This window comes from Fusobacterium necrogenes, from assembly GCF_900450765.1.
GTDB lineage: Bacteria > Fusobacteriota > Fusobacteriia > Fusobacteriales > Fusobacteriaceae > Fusobacterium_A > Fusobacterium_A necrogenes.
Genome location: NZ_UGGU01000003.1, coordinates 1,147,516 through 1,166,852, shown reverse-complemented (window position 1 = coordinate 1,166,852; position 19,337 = coordinate 1,147,516). Strand labels below are relative to the sequence as shown.

16 protein-coding genes and 1 pseudogene are annotated in these 19,337 nt (G+C 28.4%); 9 read left to right on the top strand and 8 right to left on the bottom strand.

The features are described from left to right. Positions 1–11 precede the first annotated feature (11 nt). The 4 genes and pseudogenes from DYA59_RS05660 (at position 12) to DYA59_RS05650 (ending at position 3,765) form a co-directional block, all read left to right on the top strand. Positions 12–563 carry a LemA family protein gene (locus tag DYA59_RS05660; protein WP_115270221.1) on the top strand — a complete coding sequence of 184 codons (552 nt, stop codon included), beginning with the start codon at positions 12–14 and terminating at the stop codon, positions 561–563. 195 nt (positions 564–758) lie between these two features. Then, positions 759–2,222 (top strand): annotated as a pseudogene (locus DYA59_RS09545) ([FeFe] hydrogenase, group A); the annotation flags it as partial. Continuing rightward, entirely contained in the window at positions 2,205–2,795 is a 591-nt protein-coding gene (gene rbr, locus DYA59_RS09540) for a rubrerythrin (protein WP_342767467.1), read from the top strand. The pseudogene DYA59_RS09545 and the gene rbr, both read left to right, overlap by 18 nt. Positions 2,796–2,943: 148 nt before the next feature. Further along, positions 2,944–3,765 (top strand): PDDEXK-like family protein, encoded by an 822-nt coding sequence (locus DYA59_RS05650; RefSeq protein ID WP_115270217.1) that lies wholly within the window; start codon positions 2,944–2,946, stop codon positions 3,763–3,765. 65 nt (positions 3,766–3,830) lie between these two features. On the opposite strand, the gene DYA59_RS05645 is transcribed toward DYA59_RS05650, so the two are convergent. The 6 genes from DYA59_RS05645 to rpsT form a co-directional block, all read right to left on the bottom strand. Next, entirely contained in the window at positions 3,831–4,589 is a 759-nt protein-coding gene (locus DYA59_RS05645; protein ID WP_115270215.1) for a YdcF family protein, read from the bottom strand. 134 nt (positions 4,590–4,723) lie between these two features. Then, on the bottom strand, positions 4,724–5,758 hold the full coding sequence (locus tag DYA59_RS05640) for a ribonucleotide-diphosphate reductase subunit beta (RefSeq protein ID WP_005884628.1): 1,035 nt from the start codon (positions 5,756–5,758) through the stop codon (positions 4,724–4,726). Further along, positions 5,751–7,997 (bottom strand): ribonucleoside-diphosphate reductase subunit alpha, encoded by a 2,247-nt coding sequence (locus DYA59_RS05635; RefSeq protein ID WP_115270213.1) that lies wholly within the window; start codon positions 7,995–7,997, stop codon positions 5,751–5,753. The genes DYA59_RS05640 and DYA59_RS05635 overlap by 8 nt, the downstream gene beginning before the upstream one ends. Continuing rightward, a complete protein-coding gene (locus tag DYA59_RS05630; protein ID WP_115270211.1) occupies positions 7,997–8,200 on the bottom strand; it encodes a glutaredoxin domain-containing protein in 204 nt (67 codons plus the stop codon). The genes DYA59_RS05635 and DYA59_RS05630 overlap by 1 nt, the downstream gene beginning before the upstream one ends. A 132-nt stretch (positions 8,201–8,332) precedes the next feature. Continuing rightward, positions 8,333–8,836: a KdsC family phosphatase gene (locus DYA59_RS05625; RefSeq protein WP_115270209.1), complete on the bottom strand. Its 504-nt coding sequence runs from the start codon at positions 8,834–8,836 to the stop codon at positions 8,333–8,335. 64 nt (positions 8,837–8,900) lie between these two features. Next, positions 8,901–9,161 carry a 30S ribosomal protein S20 gene (rpsT, locus tag DYA59_RS05620; RefSeq protein ID WP_005884634.1) on the bottom strand — a complete coding sequence of 87 codons (261 nt, stop codon included), beginning with the start codon at positions 9,159–9,161 and terminating at the stop codon, positions 8,901–8,903. A gap of 292 nt (positions 9,162–9,453) precedes the next feature. Here rpsT and DYA59_RS05615 point away from each other — a divergent pair, with 292 nt between their 5' ends. The 5 genes from DYA59_RS05615 to DYA59_RS05595 are packed head-to-tail and all read left to right on the top strand — an operon-like array spanning position 9,454 to position 16,745. Next, positions 9,454–11,925, top strand: a complete 2,472-nt coding sequence (locus DYA59_RS05615; protein ID WP_115270207.1) for an ATP-dependent DNA helicase — start codon at positions 9,454–9,456, stop codon at positions 11,923–11,925. Next, on the top strand, positions 11,925–13,997 hold the full coding sequence (locus DYA59_RS05610) for an HD family phosphohydrolase (RefSeq protein ID WP_115270200.1): 2,073 nt from the start codon (positions 11,925–11,927) through the stop codon (positions 13,995–13,997). Before DYA59_RS05615 ends, DYA59_RS05610 begins: the two co-directional genes overlap by 1 nt. A 21-nt stretch (positions 13,998–14,018) precedes the next feature. Further along, positions 14,019–14,486: an rRNA maturation RNase YbeY gene (gene ybeY, locus DYA59_RS05605; RefSeq protein WP_115270198.1), complete on the top strand. Its 468-nt coding sequence runs from the start codon at positions 14,019–14,021 to the stop codon at positions 14,484–14,486. Next, positions 14,486–15,211: a diacylglycerol kinase gene (locus DYA59_RS05600; protein ID WP_115270196.1), complete on the top strand. Its 726-nt coding sequence runs from the start codon at positions 14,486–14,488 to the stop codon at positions 15,209–15,211. Before ybeY ends, DYA59_RS05600 begins: the two co-directional genes overlap by 1 nt. A gap of 13 nt (positions 15,212–15,224) precedes the next feature. Continuing rightward, complete coding sequence (locus tag DYA59_RS05595; RefSeq protein WP_115270194.1) at positions 15,225–16,745, top strand: lipase family protein; 1,521 nt, start codon at positions 15,225–15,227, stop codon at positions 16,743–16,745. A gap of 116 nt (positions 16,746–16,861) precedes the next feature. On the opposite strand, the gene DYA59_RS05590 is transcribed toward DYA59_RS05595, so the two are convergent. Next, entirely contained in the window at positions 16,862–18,196 is a 1,335-nt protein-coding gene (locus DYA59_RS05590; RefSeq protein ID WP_115270192.1) for an alanine/glycine:cation symporter family protein, read from the bottom strand. 138 nt (positions 18,197–18,334) lie between these two features. Further along, positions 18,335–19,336 carry a 7-cyano-7-deazaguanine synthase gene (locus tag DYA59_RS05585; RefSeq protein ID WP_115270190.1) on the bottom strand — a complete coding sequence of 334 codons (1,002 nt, stop codon included), beginning with the start codon at positions 19,334–19,336 and terminating at the stop codon, positions 18,335–18,337. Position 19,337: the final 1 nt, after the last annotated feature.

The window sequence follows — 19,337 nt, the reverse complement described above, 5'->3', positions numbered from 1 at the left end:
GGAGGAAAAAAATGATAGTATTATTAGTAATTTTGGGATTAGTTATTTTATTAGTTTTAATAGGAATAGGATATCAAAATAAATTTGTAAAATTACAAGAGAGAGTAAAAAATTCTTGGAGTCAAATAGATGTACAACTTCAAAAAAGATTTGATTTGATACCTAATCTTGTAGAGGTTGTAAAGGGATATGCAACTCATGAAAAGGAAACTTTAGAAAGAGTAGTAGCTGCTAGAACTCATTATACTACTGCTGGAACAGTTGATGAAAAAATAAAAGCAAGTGGAGAGTTAGGAAGTGTATTGAGTAGACTTATGATGGTATCAGAAAGTTATCCAGAGTTGAAAGCTAATACAAATTTTTTAGATTTACAAAATCAATTAAAAGATATAGAAAATAAAATAGGGTTTGCTCGTCAATTTTATAATGACACTGTAACTGCTTATAATCAGGCTATCAGAATGATACCTGGAAATATTTTTGCAGGAATGTTTAATTTTAAAGAGGAGCCATTATTTAAGGTAGAAAGTGAAGTTAGAGAGGCATCAAAGGTAAAATTTTAGAGGAATAATATTATACTATAATAGTAATTTATCTCATATAAAATTTGTTAAATAAATTCACTTTTTTTATTAATAAAAAATATAAAATTTTTTAATAAAAAACTTGCAAAAATAAGATTAAAGGTATATAATTGTATTAATTACAAAGTTGTTATAAATTAAGTAAAGGATATTTTTAGAAAAAAAGGAGAAAATATGAAACATTTATCTGAGAACATAAGGGTTCCAATAGAATTGGATAATCCTTCTATTATGAGAAATGAGTCTCTATGTATTAAGTGTGGTCAATGTAAAGAGATATGTGAAAAATATATTGGAGTACATAATACATATAAGTTAGTAGATACAAATAATATTGCTGTATGTATAAACTGTGGTCAATGTGCTAATGTTTGTCCAACGTCTAGTATAACAGAGAAATATGAATATCAAGATGTAAAGAAAGCTATTTTAGATTCAGATAAAATTGTAATATTCTCTACATCTCCATCTGTAAGAGTAGCTTTAGGAGAGGAATTTGGAGAAGAAGATGGAAAATTTTTAGAAGGAAAGATGGTATCTTTGCTTAGAAAATTAGGAGGAAATTATATATTAGATACTAATTTTGGGGCTGATTTAACAATATTAGAAGAGGCTTCAGAATTGATAGAAAGAGTTACAAAAAAAACTGCTCCTCTGCCACAATTTACAAGCTGTTGCCCAGCGTGGGTAAAGTATCTAGAAACATACTTACCAGATATGAGAAGTAATTTGTCTTCAGCTAAAAGTCCAATAGGCATGCAAGGGCCAACGATAAAAACTTATTTTGCTAAGATGACAAATCTTGATCCAAAAAGAATAGTAAATGTTGCTGTAACTCCATGTACAGCAAAAAAGTTTGAGATTCGTAGAGAAGAAATGAATGCGGCTGGAAGATATTTGGATATACCAGATATGAGAGATATGGATTATGTTATAACCACAAGAGAGTTAGCTAAATGGGCAAAGGAAGAAGGAATTGATTTTTCTTCATTAGAAGATAGCAAGTATGATTCTTTTATGGGAGAAGCTTCTGGAGCTGGAGTGATATTTGGAAATACTGGTGGAGTTATGGAGGCAGCTCTAAGAACAGCTTATAAATATATAACTGGTGAAGATGCCCCAGAGGTACTATTAAATTTTGAACCTGTACGTGGAATGAAAGATGTTAAAACAGCTAGTTTAAAAGTTAAAGACTTAGAATTAAAAGTAGCTGTAATCTATGGAACAAAATCAGCAAAAGAGTTTATAGAAAGAATAAAAAAAGAAAATAATGAATATCATTTTATAGAAGTAATGACTTGTCCTGGTGGATGTATAGGTGGAGGAGGTCAACCTAAGGGAACATTAGAAAAGGGAGATGCTCTTCGTGAAAAGAGAATAGAAGGTTTGTATTCAAGAGATAGAGAGTTAGAAAAAAGAAGAAGTGATGAAAATGAAGAGTTAATGGAACTTTATGAGAAATTTTATGGAGAGCCATTAAGTGAATTGGCAAAAACTATGTTACATACAGATTATATAGATAGAAGAAAGGATTTAGGAGGTAATAATATGAAAAAATATCGTTGTACAGTATGTGGATATGTTCATGAAGGAGAATTGACAGAGGATTTTAAATGTCCTATTTGTAAGCAGCCAGCTTCTGTATTTGAAGAGGTAAAAGAAGGAAAAAAATCTGAAAATAAATATGCTGGAACAAAAACTGAAAAAAATCTAATGGAAGCTTTTGCTGGAGAAAGCCAAGCTAGAAATAAATATACTTACTTTGCTGAAATAGCTAAAAGAGAAGGATATGAGCAATTAGCAGAAATTTTCTTATCAACAGCTAGAAATGAACAAGAGCATGCAAGACTTTGGTTTGATGCTTTAGGACATATTGGAAATACAGCTGAGAATTTATTATCTGCCGCAGAAGGAGAAAACTATGAGTGGACAGATATGTATGATAGATTTGCTAAGGATGCTGATGAGGAAGGATTCCATGAATTGGCAGAAAAATTCCGTCAAGTAGCTGCTATAGAAAAAACTCATGAAGAGCGTTATCTGGCTCTATTAAAGAATGTAGAGATGCAAAAAGTATTTGAAAAAGGTGTACAAGTAATGTGGGAATGCCGTATTTGTGGACACTTAGTAGTAGGACCTAAGGCTCCAGAAGTTTGTCCAGTATGTAATTACTCACAAAGCTATTTTGAAATTAGAAAAGAAAACTACTAATATTTGAATTTAAAAAGAGAAAATTACTTTAATCTATTAAGAGAAAAGAGATTTTCTCTTTTTCTATTATTAGAAACTTGAAAAAAATAATCTGATTATTATATAATAAAAATAAAGAAATTTATTATAAAATAATAAGGAAGAAAATATGTGGAATTATAGAATATTTTTTGAAAATTTAAATTTGATAAATAAAAAATACAAGTTATTAAATTCAAATCAAGAAGATTTTAATATATTTTCTATTTTAAGAAATGAATATGATGAAGTGAATCTTCATTCAAGATTTTTAGTGGAATTATTAAAAAATAAAAATTATGGGAAGAAAATTCTTGAATTATTTTTAGAAAAATTAGGAGTAGAGGGAATTAAAGTCAAAAAATATCAAGTTTTTTCAGAGTATTCAGTTAAACAAAATGGAAGAATAGATATTTTATTCAAATTATATTCAGATGAAAAGAGAAAAATAATTATAATTGAAAATAAAATATATGCTGGAGACCAATATGAACAATTAAAAAGATACTATGATTCTATGAGATTAGAAGGGTATCAAGATGATGAAATAGAATTAGTTTATCTAACTCTTTATGGAGAAGAACCAAGTGAATATAGTATAAAAGGATTATCAAAAGAAAAAATTGATGAAATAAAAATAATTTCATATAAAGATGATATTATAAATTGGATTGAAAATTCTATTAAAGAAACTGCAGAAGTTCCAATAATAAGAGAAACACTTGTTCAATATAGAAGCTTATTATTAAAATTAACAGGTAAAGAGGAGAGAAATTTGAGTGAAGAATTGAAAGAGATGATTTTATCAAATAAGGAGTATTTAGATATTTTATATAAACTACCAGATGTATTAGATAATATAAAAGTAGAATTACAATTAAAATTTTGGGAGAAATTAGAGGAGAGATTGAATAATTCTTTAGAAAAGAAAGGAAAAAATTTACTGAAATGAGCATTGCGTAAGCACCAGCGATTGGAAGTAAACTTTTTTCCTTTTATATTTAAATAATTTAATTTTTAATATCTAATTTTATAATAAACATTTCCAATAGTTTCCCAAAGCCAAAGTTGAAATTTTAGAAGATTATAATATTTTGGCATGTAGTAGAAAAAATTCTCTTTTTCTTTAGAAGCTAAAAAATTACAAGGAGCAGGAATAATTTCTACTCCATCTAAATTTTTTTTAAAGATAAACATACTTCTTTTCATATGAAAAGCTGAAGTAATTAGAATAATATTTTTTATCCCGTTCTTTTCCAATTCTTGCTTTATAAAAAGAGCATTTTCATTTGTATTTTTACTATTTTCTTCAACAATAATATCTTCAGAATTAACTCCTAATGAGATTAATTCTCTAGCATAGACAGAGCTTTCACTCTCTTGATTTTGTAGTGGACTTCCACCAGAGATATAGATTTTTTTAGGATATTTTTTATAATATTCAGCAGTCTTCATAATTCTTACAGCTGGCATAATACCAGGAATATTTCCCTCTCCAGTAGTAGTGATTATTCCACCACCAAGTAAAACATAGACTTCTCCTTTTTCAAGATTCTCTTCTGAAATAACAGAATAACTATTTTCAAGATCATAAAGTTTTTTATCAATAAACACTTCACTAGATGCAAAATATAAAAATATACTAATGAGAATTAGAACTAATCCTGATTTTTTTCTTTTTTTAAAGAGATTTCCTATACCTATAAACAGTAAGATAATAATTATAGGAAGAGGAGAGAGTAGAGAAAGTGATATAAATTTTTCGATTAAAAACATAGAGTCAACTCCTTCTATTTAGAAAAAAAGCTACCATAAAAGGTAGCTATTAATTTTTAGGTATTATTGGAAAAATTCCAAAGTAATGCCCTAATTATATATTAAATTTTTTAAAAAGTCAAGAAAGGTAATAACTAGAATTCATCCCAACCTTCAACTGAAGAGCTCATATTATAACTTGTAACAGTTCCTTCAAAGAAGTTAGCTTTTACATTCCCCTCTCCTTCTGTATCAGCAAATCTCTCTAAATGTTTATAAGGATTTTTTTCATATCCTTCATATAGAGGTTGTAATCCTATACTTTTTAATCTTTCATTAGCAAGCCACTTAGTGTAACTTTCAGTAGTTTTTTCAGTAATTCCTAAAATATTTCCACCGATTATATGATTAGTCCAAGATATCTCCTGTTCAACAGCTTTTTCAAACATCTCATAAATAATATTTTCATCAAAGAAATTAGGATTTTCATTTTGTACCTCTTTTATCATCTGTTGAAAGATAACAACGTGAGATAACTCATCTCTATTGATAAGTCTGATTATATCAGAAGTTCCCATCATTCTATTTCTACTAGCTAAAAGGTAGAAAAAATTAAATCCATTGTAAAAGTAGATAGATTCTAATAGATAGTCAGCTACTATTACTCTAGCAAAATTTTTGTCATCTGGATTATCTAAAAAGTTTTGATAAATTTCAGCTATATATCTGTTTCTTTCAAATAAAATCTTATCCTCTCTCCACTTATCATAAATATAGTTTCTAGTTTCCTTAGGGAGAATAGACTCTATAATATATTGATAAGATTGTGAGTGTATAGCCTCTTGGAAAGTTTGTATAGATAGTATAAGATTTATCTCTGGAGCTGTAATGTAGTCAGAGATATTAGGAATATTATTTGTTTGGATACTATCTAAGAAGATTAGAAAAGATAGTATTCCATCATAAGCTTCCTTTTCATAATTAGTAAGATTGTTGTAATCAACTCTATCTTGAGTTAAATCGATTTTTTCTGGTATCCAGAAATTTCCCATCATAGTTCTATAAAGGTGGTTAGCCCAACCATATTTTACATTGTTAAGATTAAAAATATTTGTACTATTTCCTTTGATAATCTTTCGCTCATTAAGTGAGTCGATACCTGATGGATTAAAAAGTTTTTTTCTATCCACTACAACTTTCACACTCCTCTTTATCCTTAGCTATATTTGTATTTTTCTGAATAGTTCTAATATAGTAAACAGATTTACATCCCTCTTTCCAAGCTGTAAGAAATGTATCATATATATCCTTTGCACGAATATTTTTATTCAAATCAAATAGAAGCTCCATAGAAACTCCTTGAGTAACCCATTTACCAATTCTACTCATCATCTTTACATAGGTTTGAGCATCTACATTTTTAAATTCTGGATAGAACCAAGCTCTATCTTTTAAATATTTTACAACTCTAGGGACAGCTCCCTTTTGATTTTTTTCTATAAAAAATCTAGAGAAGGTTGGATTTACAGAAGCAGTAGCTCCCATAAGTAATGATGTAGAAGTATTAGGAGCAACAGCAGAAAGCTCTCCATTACGAAGCCCATACTCTTTAACTAAATCAAATACCTCGCTCCACTTATCAGCAAATTGAGAGTTTTTTTCATACCAAACTCTATCTTTTTGAAAGAATATTCCTCTATCCCACATAGAGTTTTTAAAGTATGGGTAAGCTCCTCTTTCTTTAGCAAGTAAGGCAGAAGCTTTAATTGTATAAAGAGCAATCTCTTCATATAGTCTATCTATCTCATCTAAAGACTCTTCATATATCATAAACTCTTTAGCCATAAAATCAGCAAGTCCCATAGTTCCTACTCCTATAGTTCTATAATTAGAATTATGTCTATCAGATTCAAGAATAGGAGTTTCAGTTAAATCTATGGTATTATCTAGTATTCTTACTGCTATGCCAGTGATATCTTCTAGCTCATCTCTTTCTATTTCAGCTAGATTCATAGATACAAGGTTACAAGTATGTACCATACCTAAATCTACTTTTCTAACTCCACTACCATTATTTTCCTCTTCAGTATAGTTTTTACTAGGAGCAAAGTTAGAAAAACTCTCCATACAAAGATTTCCATTTCCTATCATCCCAATATGATTATTATGATTCATTCCATTAGCACTATCTTTAAAGAAAATATATGGCATACCTGTTTCAATCTGTACTTTCATTATCTCTTTAAATAGCTCTCTAGCTCTGATTCTTTTCTTTAGAGTAAGAGTTTCATCATTTTCTATCTGTAGATATATCTTTTCAAACTCTACACCATAGAGTTCACAAAGCTCGAGATTATACTTCATTCTAATCTCATATGGGTCAACTAAAGTCCACATCTCATCTTTTTCTACTCTTTTCATAAAGATATCAGATACCACTACTTGAGGATAGATATCATAAGCTTTTGTTCTTTGGTCTCCATTTTCTGTCTGTAACTCTAAAAACTTTTCAATGTCTAAGTGCCAAGTATCAAGTGCTACTGTAACAGCTCCAGCACGCCTTCCCTGTTGGTTTACAGCTACAGCTGTGTCATTTATTATTCTTATCCAAGGAACAACTCCCCCACTGGCATTATAATATCCATTTACCATAGAGTTTTTAGCTCTGATACGAGAGATATTTACTCCGACTCCTCCACCATTTTTGCTAATCTTTGCTATTGTATCTATGTTATAGAAGATAGACTCTATATTATCATCAATAGCTGTAATAAAACAAGATGAAAGATTACCTTTAGGAATTCTTAAATTAGCAAGAATAGGTGTAGCTAAAGAGATTTTTTTAAGAGAGAGGGCATCGTAGAATTTTTTTGCTATCTCTACTCTATTTTTTTCATTTATAGCTAAAAGCATAGCTATACACATAAAAACCTCTTGAGGTAATTCATAGGTATTTCCAAGATATTTTATAAGATATCTATTCACCAACATATTAGCACCAGCATAGTCATACATCATATCTCTATCAGGAACAATATATTTTCCTAACTCTTCAATATCTTTATCACTATAATCTCCAAGTCTAGAGTCATATATTTTTTTATCGACTAGTTCTCTTACTGTTTGTAAAAACTTTCCATAAGAGAAACCTCTTTTATGAAAAACTTCTCTCTCTGTTTCCATCATAAGAAGTCTTCCAGCTACATATGTCCAATCTGATTCTTCAAAACTTACCATAGCAACAGCTTGCGTTATAAGAGATTCTTGAATCTTTTTTGTAGTTATTCCTTCTTGATAAATAGCATCAATATAACTTTCTAATTCTACCATATTCACATCTAAATTTTCACAAGCTTTAATTAATTTTTCTCTTATTTTTTTTATGTCTAATTCCTCTTTTACTCCAGCTCTATTTACTATCCACTTCATTATAAAACCTCTAAAAACTGCTCCATAGAGTAAGCCTTACCATCTTTTTCAATGACAGGAGCAGACATTATTCTTGATCGACTAGCTATTATCATAAGAGTTTTTAAATCTTCCACATATTCATAATCAACTTTTTTTTCGTCTAAAATATTTTTTAATACTTTACATTTACTACAATCACTTTTAGCATATACTTTAATCATAATACTCTCCTTCTAACACAATATATATTAAAAAAAAATAACAATTTACTACATATAGTATTATGACATAAAAAATAGAAATTTTCAAGTGATTTATACTAAAAAAATCTAGTAAAAAATTAGATAGAATTTTTAATTTTCATTAATATATCTTTTTAAAACTTCATCCCACATATTATTTTCTTTCATCAATTTTTCAAAAATTTCTCTAACTGCACCTTTTCCACCATTTTTATTAGCGACATATGTTACTCTTTCTACGACTTCAGGTGCAGCATCTTTAGGACAGGCAGAAAATCCAACTTTATTTATTATTCCTAAGTCATTAATATCATCTCCAATGTATGCTACTTCATTTGGTAAAAGTGAATATTTATTAAGAAGCTTATTTAATTCTTTAACTTTATTACTAATTCCTTGAGCTAGTTCTTGGATACCTAACTCTTCTTTTCTTCTTTTTACAATTTTAGAAGTCTTACCAGTGATAATAGCAACTATCCCTCCTAATTTTATCCATTGAGCTATTGCAAATCCATCTTTTACATCAAAAGCTTTGAGACAGTTATCTTTATCATCCATATATAATCTACCATCAGTTAAAGTTCCATCTACATCTAATACTATTAATTTTATCATAATTTTCCTCCTTAAGTCTTTGTAAGAAAAAAGGGTATCCTTTCGGATACCCTTGAAGTACAAATTAAAGTGCGTTTACTTTAGCTGCTAATCTAGCTTTCTTTCTAGATGCTGTATTTTTCTTGATGATTCCTTTAGTAACTGCTTTGTCTAACTCTTTGTAAGCTACTGATAAAGCTGCGTTAGCTGCCTCTACTTCTTTAACCTCTACAGCTGCTAAAACTTTTTTAACCATAGTTTTAACTCTAGATTTTACTGCTTGATTTCTCTCTCTGTTTCTTTCTGCTATTAATACTCTCTTTTTAGCTGATCTTGAATGTGCCAAATTAAAAACCTCCTAAGTTTTAAAAAAGAATTTTTTTATTTTTTCCATAAGATGATAACATAATTTAAACAAAATGTCAATTATAAAAATGACAGAAGTTTTTTTTAATTTGTTTAAGTTAAGCTACAAAAGAGACACCTTTTCTTGTACAATGGACCAGTATTATTATAGCATATTTCTCAGAAAAAATAAAGTATTTTTTTGAAATCAATCTTTAGTTCGAACTTGCTATTTTTTAAAAAAAGATGTATTATATAATATCGAAAATTATAATTTTTATGAAAGGATAACTATGGATATAAAAGAGAAAATCTCTTTAGAAGCTAGACAAGTTATGTATGATGAGATAAAAAAAGCTCAAGGAAATGAAATTTTTTTTAGAGGAATTCCAGATAAAAATGGAGTAGTTACACAGGTACAGGTTCTAGCTAGGGGAAATGAGTATTCAGTTCCAGCTATTTTAAAAATTATGAGAAAAGGAGAGGTAATAATACACAATCATCCTTCAGGATTTTTATATCCATCAGATGCTGATGTTGAGATAGCTTCTATTTATTCAAATAAGATGGATGGAGCTTCATATATAGTCAATAATGATTTAAATGATATATATGTGATAGTAGAACTTTTTAAAGATGAAAATATAAAAATTGATACAGGGTCATATTTTGAAAAAACAGGACTGCTTTCCCAGGTATTTAAAGGTTATGAATATAGAAATGAGCAATTAGATATGGCACTTCATATAGAAAAAGGATTGAATGAGGAAACTTCTGTTATAGTAGAAGCAGGGACAGGAACAGGAAAAACATTAGCTTATCTTATTCCAAGTATTGAGTGGGCAATAAAAAATAAAAAAAGAGTTGTAATCTCTACTAATACTATAAATTTACAGGAGCAACTTTTAAATAAAGATATTCCAATAGCAAAAAGAGTTATACAGGGAGATTTTAAATATATTCTTGTAAAAGGTAGAGGAAACTATCTCTGTAATAGAAAATATCACAATGTAGTTATGGGAGATAAATCTCTTTTAGAAGATTTTACTACTTCTCAAAAAAATCAGTTTGCTGAGATTATAAAATGGGGTAATCAAACAGAAACTGGAGATAAGGCTGAACTTACATTTGAAGCTGATAATACTATATGGGAGTTATTTCAAAGTGAAACAGATATGTGTTCTGGAAATAAGTGTCCATATAAAAATGAGTGTTTCTTTTTAAAGTCAAGAGATGAGAAAAAGAAAGCTGATATTTTAATAACAAATCATCATATGTATTTCTCAGATTTGGCTATTAGAAAAGAGATAGGATTTAATACAGAATACTCTATTCTACCAGAATATGGATTAGTTGTTTTTGATGAGGCTCACAACATAGAAAAGGTAGCTAGGGATTATTTTTCTTATGAAGCTTCTAAATATAGCTTTACCAAAACTATGAACCAGATTTTTATAACAGAGGGGAAGAAAAAAAATACAGGAGCTTTAGACTTTGTTTTAAAACATATAAAGAGTGAAGAATTAGATAATCATGGAATTTTAGAAAGAGAGATAGAGGAGATAAAACTTAAACATAAATCTCTTTATATAGCAGGAAGAGAGTATTTCAACCATATTATTGAAGTATTTTCTAAGGGGGAGATGGGAACATTTACTTTCCGTGCTAGAAAAGAGGAGATGGAAAACTCTCCATTTTTAAATACTCTAAATGATTTTAAGGATAAATTTTTAAGTGAGTATAATTCCTACAATAGAAAAGTAAGAGAGCTAATAAAAGAGTTAAAAGATGAAGAGGATAGGCTAGGTCATATCAATGATTTTTCAAAATATATTGATAGACTAGATGGATTTATAAATAATTTTAGATTTATACACGATTTTTCAGATGAGGAGTTTATCTATTGGATAGAGGTAAATAGCAGAAAAAGTAATTCAAAACTAGTAGCAACACCTCTAAAAATAGATGGAGAGTTACAAAAGAATCTTTATCTAAATTTAAATCAGATAATTTTTACTTCAGCTACAATAGCAATAGGAAATGATTTTACATATTTTAAAGAGTCAATTGGTTTAGATAAAAATACTTTAGACAAAGTAATACACTCTCCATTTGATTATGATAATCAGATGAAAGTATATATACCAAATGATATTCCAAATCCATCAGATAAAAATTTTATAGATGAGATTTCAGAATATTTAAAAACTCAGCTGATAGTATCAAGAGGAAAAACCTTTGTGCTTTTTACATCTTATCAAACATTAAATTATGTATACTATATGATAAGAGATGAGTTAGAAGCTAATGGGATAGAGTTATTTATTCACGGAATGGCTCCTCGTAGTCAACTTGTAAATATGTATATCAATGGAAAAAATCCTGTATTATTTGGAACAGACTCTTTCTGGGAAGGAGTAGATATTAAGGGACATCAATTAAGTAATGTAATTTTAATAAAGCTACCTTTCAAAGTTCCTAGTGACCCAGTTACAGAGGCAATAATTGAGCATATAACTGCTCAAGGGAAAAACTCTTTTACTGAATATCAAATTCCAGAGGCAGTTATCAAATTTAAGCAGGGAATAGGAAGACTCATTAGAAGTAAGACAGATTCAGGAACAATAACTATATTAGACAATAGAGTCATTATGAAGAAATATGGAAAATATTTTGTAGACTCCATACCTACTAAAAATATAAAAATTTTAAGTAGGAGTGAGATATTAGAGGATATCTCTAAGAGCACGAAAGGAGGAGAATAATGAAAACAATAAATCTCTTTGGCTTAAAACTTCAGTTTGAGATAAAAAGAAATAAGTATAGTGATGAAAATATTTACTCAAGTGATTATTCATTGAGAGAAAAGTTAATTTATATGATTTTGATCATGTTTATTATAGCTTTTTCTTCTAAGATATCTCTTATTTCAAATCAAAATAATTATAAAATAGGGGATATTGTAAGGGCTGATATTTATGCCCCTAATACTATTATTTTTAAAGATGATAGTGCAAAAGAGAAAATAATTGAAGATATGATAAGAGAATCCGGGAAAGAGTATATATTTTCATCAGATGCAGAAAAGTTATATTTAGATTACTTTGATGAATTTTTCAGCAATATATATTTGAAAAAAAATAGCAATATAGAAGATATAGAGTATGGAAAAATTGAGAGAAATACTAATAAAAAAATTTCAACTGTACTTGTTAATAATATACTGGTTTTGGAGTTGTATGAAATAGAAAATTTAGAAAAAAAGATAAGATCTTTTTTAGAAAAAGCATATAAAGAAGGGATTGTTAAAGAGAAAAATGAAATTTTTTATCCAGAAGATATAAGAAGAGAATATGAAAATTTAACCTTATTAGAAAAAAATATTGCTGACATATTTACTACACCAAATTTTATATATGATGAAGTAAAAACTAAAAAAAATATTCAAGAGAAAGTTTCTCAAATAAAAGATCAATATGTAGAGATAAAAGCTGGAACATTATTAGCTAAAACTGGAGAGATTTTAAACGAGAGAAGAATAAAGATTTTAGAAGCAAGTGGAGTTTATTCATATAAGAAAAGTTTTGCTCTCATCTTTGCTAATATAATATATTTAGGAATTATTTCTTCACTTTTTTATGGCTTATTTTTTAATAATTATAGAAAAGTAATTTTAAATAAGAATTATTATAGATCTTCTCTTTTAATTTTAGTAGGAACACTTGTAGCTTTTAGAGTATTTAACAATGATTTAATGTATCTTTTACCCGCAGATACCGCTTTTTTCTTATTAATACTCTTAGTTGGAAAAAATTATGCAACCTCACTATTTTCATTTATGTTATTTTTTTTGATGCCAATATTAAATTTTGATTTAAAATTTTTTACTATGTATTTTATAGCTATTTCTTTTGCTGCTAACATAGTATCTAAAATAAATACTCGTTCTGGTATCATAGCTGCTGGAGTACAGTTATCAATTTTAAAAGTAGGAATATACTTATTATTTTCATATTTTTCAGAGATAGAAAGATTTACAACTGCTATAACATCTGGTTCTATTTTACTGTCAGGACTTATTTCTGGAATGTTAACAATAGCATTTTTACCATATTTTGAAAGAACTTTTAATATTTTAACAATATTTAGATTATTAGAGTTAGGAGATTTATCTCATCCTTTGTTAAAGAAGATATCAGTTGAAGCTCCAGGAACTTTTCAACACTCTGTAATGGTAGCAACTCTTTCAGAAAATGCTGCTGCTGCAATAGGAGCGAATGCAGTATTTTGTAGAGTAGCTTCATATTATCATGATTTAGGAAAGACTAAACGACCAAAATTTTATATAGAAAATCAGCAGAATGGAGAAAATCCACATAATAGAATATCTCCATTTATGAGTACATTAATAATTACATCTCATACTAAGGATGGAGCGGAGATGGCAAAAGACTATCAAATTCCTAAAGAAATAAGGGATATAATGTATGAGCATCAAGGAACGAGTTTTTTAGCCTATTTCTATAATGCAGCTAAAAAATTAGATCCAAATGTTGAGAAAGAGGAATTTAGATATAGTGGGCCTAAACCTAAGACAAAAGAGTCTGCTATAATAATGTTAGCGGATTCTATTGAAGCAGCTATAAGGTCATTAGATGAAAAAAATCCAATAACTATGGAGAATATGATAAGAAAGATTATCAATGGTAAAATAGAAGATAATCAGCTATCAGAAGCTAATCTAACATTTAAAGAGATAGAAATAATAATTAGAGTTTTTATAAAAACATTAGTGAGTATACATCATGTAAGGATAAAATATCCGGGCCAAAAATAAAATTTAGATAAAGGAGAAAAGATGGAAGTAGTATTAGAGATGTCTTTGGAGATAGAAGGTTTTGATAATTTAGTAAATGAAGAGGAGATAAGAGGATATATCCAAAAAGTGTTAGAAAAAGAGTATGAGAGTAAAGGAATGGTATATATATCTCTTCTATTAACAGGTAATGAAGAGATTCAAATAATAAATAGGGAATATAGAGATAAGAATGAACCTACTGATGTGATATCTTTTGCTTATCATGAAACAGAAGATTTTGATATAGGTCCATATGATACTTTAGGTGACATTGTTATTTCTTTAGAAAAAGTAGAAGAACAAGCAAAAGAATACAATCATTCTAGTAAAAGAGAGTTTTTTTATGTATTAACTCATGGAATTTTACATCTATTGGGATATGATCATATTGATGAAAATAGTAAAAAAGAAATGAGAGCTAAAGAAGAAGAATTATTAGGTAATTCTGGCTTTACTAGAGAGATGTGATGATAATGGAAGAGAGAAATAAATGGAAAAATATTGGAATTACTGAGAAATTTAACGTAGCTTTTGAAGGAATATTTGAAACCATTCGAACAGAAAGACACATGAAATTTCATTGTTTTTGCACAATTATAGTATTTATTTTTTCTCTTTTTTTGGATATAGGGAAATATGATGCTATAGCTATAATTATCAGTGTTGCATTAATATGGTTAGCTGAACTTTTTAATACAGCTATTGAGAGTTGTGTAGATATGGTTACAGAAAAATATCATCCACTAGCAAAAAGAGCAAAAGATATAGCAGCTGGTGCAGTATTAATAACAGCTATTAACGCACTTTTTGTAGGGTATATAGTCTTTGAAAAGAGAATAATATTGAATATGAAAGAAGCTTTTTCTTTTTTGAAGGCCTCATATCAACATACTGTTTTATCTATTTTTGTATTAATAGTAGTTGTTGTTATATGTATAAAAGCTATAACTGGAAAAGGAACAGCTTTGAGGGGAGGATTTCCTAGTGGACATAGTGCATTAGCTACTTCTATATTAACTTTAGTAACTGCTCTTACAGATAATCCTAAAATATTTTTTCTAACTTTTATTTTAACTGTACTTGTTATTCATTCTAGAATTGAAGGAAAGATACATACATTTTTCGAAACTTTAATAGGTGCTTTTTTAGGTTGGGCAATTACTTATTTAATTTTGATTTTAGTGGCAATATGATAGGGAGGCGAAGATGACAACAGTTAGGGAATATATACTTTTAAGTGTTTTATCATATTATAACTTTACTAAAAGTCAGTGTGGAAAAACACTCAAAGAGGTATTTGAGAGTTTTGAAAATAACCCTTCTATAACTGAGACATTCTCTATTTTTTTGTCTAAGAATAGAAAGATATTTTATGAATACTATAAAAAAATTTTGAAAAGTTGGAAAATTTACTATGTAGATAATAGAACGGCTTCTTCAGGAAAGGAAGCTTCAGGTTTTTATTCAGTAGTTTTTGAAAAAGATGAGACTTATGTTGTAGCTTATAGAGGAAGTGAAAAATTTCCTTTAGAAGATGCTTATAAAGATTTCATAGAAACAGATTTAGCTATTGGACTTGGAAAGATCCCACAACAATTTTATGAAGGGGTTGAAGTTTATCAAAAGCTAATAAAAATAGATAAAATTCCACATAGGAGTATAACTTTAACTGGTCACTCATTAGGAGGAGGAATAGCACAATATGTAGCTCTTTCTATTGATAGAAAGTATAATGTAATTCCATATACATATACTTGGAATGCAATAGGAATAAATAGAGAAGGAATTGTTTCAGTATTAGACTATATAAATTTGGATAAAATACTAAAGGAGAGAACAGATTTAAAAAAAGAGGAAAGAGAAATATTTTCCTTATTTAATCAATCATATTTAGAGTTTTTAGCTAAAGAATTGAAAAGAGTAAAGGCAATAAAAGATACACAAACAATTTTAGTAGAGAAAGATGAAATTATATTTTTCGATATAGATGAAGGATTTATAAAAAGATTGTTGAAAACTACAAATTTAGAAAAATGTATGATGAAATTACCTCTCGAAAGAAGAAAAAGTCTTATATTAAAACAAAATTTCTTTGATAGGATATTTCAATTAGAAAATATGGGAGAGTTATTAGAAAAAGCAGAAAATTTTATAAAGAGAGTGAATGATAATGTGGTTTATAAAGAATATATATTTAATTTTGGACACTCACAAGATTTGACATTTTCTTTATTTAGGCATTTGGGAGTTTCATATTTAGTTGATGAGAATTTTAATAAACGAGTTATTTTAAAAAATTCTTTTTTTAATAATTTTAAAATTTTTACTAAATCTATACAGAACCACCATTTTGAAAATGTTTTTTTACCCTTTATTGCAACTGAAGGAGAACGTGAAGGAAATTTTACTTTAAGATTGAATTTAGATTTTGTTGCTAGTTCTATAAGAAAATTATTTACTATGGAGTATTGTTTAGAAAAGAGATTGTTAGCTAACTATTATTCATTGATAAGTGTAGATGAGAATAATTTTAAAGAACTACAAAATGATATTTTAAATGGATTAAGTAGTAGTGGAGTTAATCTTTTGTATAAAAAACAAATAGTAACTAGAATAAGAAATATGGGGAGAGTAGAGTTTAGTAGACTATGGGAAAAAGTAAAGATTAAGTTACCAAGTCCATATAGAAATTTGGATATTTATGATATTTTTATCTTTAATAATTAAAAATTATATGATTTTTAAATTTTTTTAGTTAATTTAATATTTAAATAACTAGAGAGGTTAATAAAAAATAATGGAACTATTACAAAATTTTTATTGTAATAGTTCCTTTTTTTAAATTAATTATTTTTAAAATATTTAACTTCGTAATCTTTTAAACTCTCAAGAGCTTTTGAAACTAGAGGAAATACTCCAATCATATTTACTATTGTCATAAGTCCTAATCCTAAATCAGCTAAACTCCATACTAAGAAGTTTTGTCTAACTCCTCCCCAGTATAACATAATCAGTGTAAATATTTTAAAAGCTTCTTGCGGCCATTCTTTTTCACAGAGAAAATATAAATTAGGTTTTGCATAGAAACTAATACCTAAAATTGTACTAAATGAGAAAAGGAATAAAATTACCGCTGTAAAAACAACTCCCCACTCTCCTACATGGTATCTAAAAGCTTCTTGTAATAAAGTCATTCCACCTAATCCCTCTTGTACGTGTCCATTAGATAATAAAATAACAAAAGCTGTAGCACTACAAATTACAACTGTATCTACTAATACTCCTAGAGCTTGAATTAATCCTTGTTTGGCTGGATGTTCCACTTCTGCTGCTGCTGCTGCACATGGAGCAGAACCAGACCCTGCTTCATTAGAGAAAAGTCCTCTCTTTACTCCTTCCATAACAACACTACCAAATGTTCCTCCTAAAAATTGTTTAACTCCAAATGCATGTTCAAATATATCTACCATAGTTGTACCCATAAGTCCTATATTTTTTACAATTATATAAAAAACAACTATTAAATATAAAGCTGCCATAAAAGGAACCATCTTATCTAAAACTTTTACTATTTTATTTCTATTTCCAAAAAGTACTCCAGCAGACAACACTACTAAAATCAAAGAAGTCATATTTGTGTTAATTCCAAAAGCTGTATTAAAAGATTCTGTAACAGAGTTTGAAATTACTTGGAAAACTCCTCCCCAGCAAATAAGAGCAAAAATTACAAACAGTACTCCTAACCACTTTTGATTAAGTCCTTTTGTTAAAAAATATGGTGCTCCTCCTCTATATCCTCCTTTTGGATCTTTTTCTCTATATAGTATAGCTATAGTTGACTCGATAAAAGCTGTTGCTGAATTAAGTAAAGCCACTACCCACATCCAAAATACAGAACCAGGTCCCCCTACTGATACAGCTGCTACTACTCCAGCAAGATTTCCTACTCCTACTCTCGACGCTGTACTTATACAGAAAGCTTGGAATGAAGAAACATCATCTTTTCCCACCTTAGATTTTTCAGTTAAAAGTTGGCACATATGAGCAAATAATCTAAATTGTACTCCCCTTGTTCTAATAGTAAAAATAATTCCACTTACCACTAAAAGTATTACTAATAAATTTTTGTTCCACATAATTCCATTGATTATGTTTACTAAGTTTTCAAACCAATTCATAAAATTTTTCTCCTTACTAAATATTATTATAATAAAAAAACGACTAAAATAAATAATCTTAGAATTGTCCTATAAAAAGAATAACTCCAAATTAAATTAATTCAGTCGCCTTACTTTATATATTTTACTACAATTCTACTATCCTACTATTTGATATTTTTTCATAAACTCTTCTACTTTTTCTACATCTACTACTGGTACTTTAGAGATCTGTCCATTAATTCTTACCTCTATCTCCTCTTTACCTTTACATTTAGAATATCTTGAAAATAGCTCTTTTACTAAGTTTATATCCTCATCATTAAACTCTCCAAAACCTAACATATGTGGTCCTGGAACCCTATGTCCACACAGATAAAAACTTCCTAACTCTTTATAGCTAGCTATTCTCTCATTTCCCTCTTGGTCTCTTCCTACAAATAAATATTTTCCTTTTTCTAATCTATAAAATCTACTTTTCTTTATTAGATGGAAAAGAAAAGAGTATTCCTCTTCAAGATAACCATCTTTTTCCAATATAGATAGTCTATCAGAAAAAGCTGGATCTGTCAATAGACAACCTCCACCTGGACTAGGATATTCCACTAAACCATATTTTTTCATTAATTCCATTTGGATATGTCTACTTCTCCCTTGAATATCTAAAAGTTTTTCTCTATCTATCCATCCTTCCAACTCTGGTTTACTTGGTGGTAATAATCTAGCAGATAGAGGTCTTACTATTAATTCATCCATCCCAGAAAGTTTTTTTACTTTTTCTAACGCAGCTGAGTTTTGAGACATAGGTCTTTGCCCCAGCACTTCTCCAGAAATTACAAAGTCTGCATCATATTTTTCTAATAGCTCTCCTGCAACCTTAAACATAAGAGAGTGACAATCTATACATGGATTCATATTTTTTCCTCTACCATATATTGGATTTTTTACAACCTCTGTATGTTTTTTTTCAAAATGTACATATTCTATTTTCACTCCTAATTGCTCTGCCATTTTCTCAGCTTTTTCATTTTTTCCACCAAAAAAATGGGATACAAAATTTAAAGGAATTACTTCCACGCCTTGATCTTTCATAAGTTTTATAGCTAAAGCGCTATCTAATCCACCAGAAAATAGTGCTAGTGCTTTTTTTCTTTTTTTCACA

Bases quoted from the DNA above. Each gene is read 5' to 3' on its own strand.
- DYA59_RS05660 (WP_115270221.1), top strand. From the start codon at position 12: ATGATAGTATTATTAGTAATTTTGGGATTAGTTATTTTATTAGTTTTA.
- DYA59_RS05650 (WP_115270217.1), top strand. From the start codon at position 2,944: ATGTGGAATTATAGAATATTTTTTGAAAATTTAAATTTGATAAATAAA.
- DYA59_RS05645 (WP_115270215.1), bottom strand. From the start codon at position 4,589: ATGTTTTTAATCGAAAAATTTATATCACTTTCTCTACTCTCTCCTCTT.
- DYA59_RS05635 (WP_115270213.1), bottom strand. From the start codon at position 7,997: ATGAAGTGGATAGTAAATAGAGCTGGAGTAAAAGAGGAATTAGACATA.
- DYA59_RS05630 (WP_115270211.1), bottom strand. From the start codon at position 8,200: ATGATTAAAGTATATGCTAAAAGTGATTGTAGTAAATGTAAAGTATTA.
- DYA59_RS05625 (WP_115270209.1), bottom strand. From the start codon at position 8,836: ATGATAAAATTAATAGTATTAGATGTAGATGGAACTTTAACTGATGGT.
- DYA59_RS05615 (WP_115270207.1), top strand. From the start codon at position 9,454: ATGGATATAAAAGAGAAAATCTCTTTAGAAGCTAGACAAGTTATGTAT.
- DYA59_RS05610 (WP_115270200.1), top strand. From the start codon at position 11,925: ATGAAAACAATAAATCTCTTTGGCTTAAAACTTCAGTTTGAGATAAAA.
- ybeY (WP_115270198.1), top strand. From the start codon at position 14,019: ATGGAAGTAGTATTAGAGATGTCTTTGGAGATAGAAGGTTTTGATAAT.
- DYA59_RS05600 (WP_115270196.1), top strand. From the start codon at position 14,486: ATGATAATGGAAGAGAGAAATAAATGGAAAAATATTGGAATTACTGAG.
- DYA59_RS05595 (WP_115270194.1), top strand. From the start codon at position 15,225: ATGACAACAGTTAGGGAATATATACTTTTAAGTGTTTTATCATATTAT.
- DYA59_RS05590 (WP_115270192.1), bottom strand. From the start codon at position 18,196: ATGAATTGGTTTGAAAACTTAGTAAACATAATCAATGGAATTATGTGG.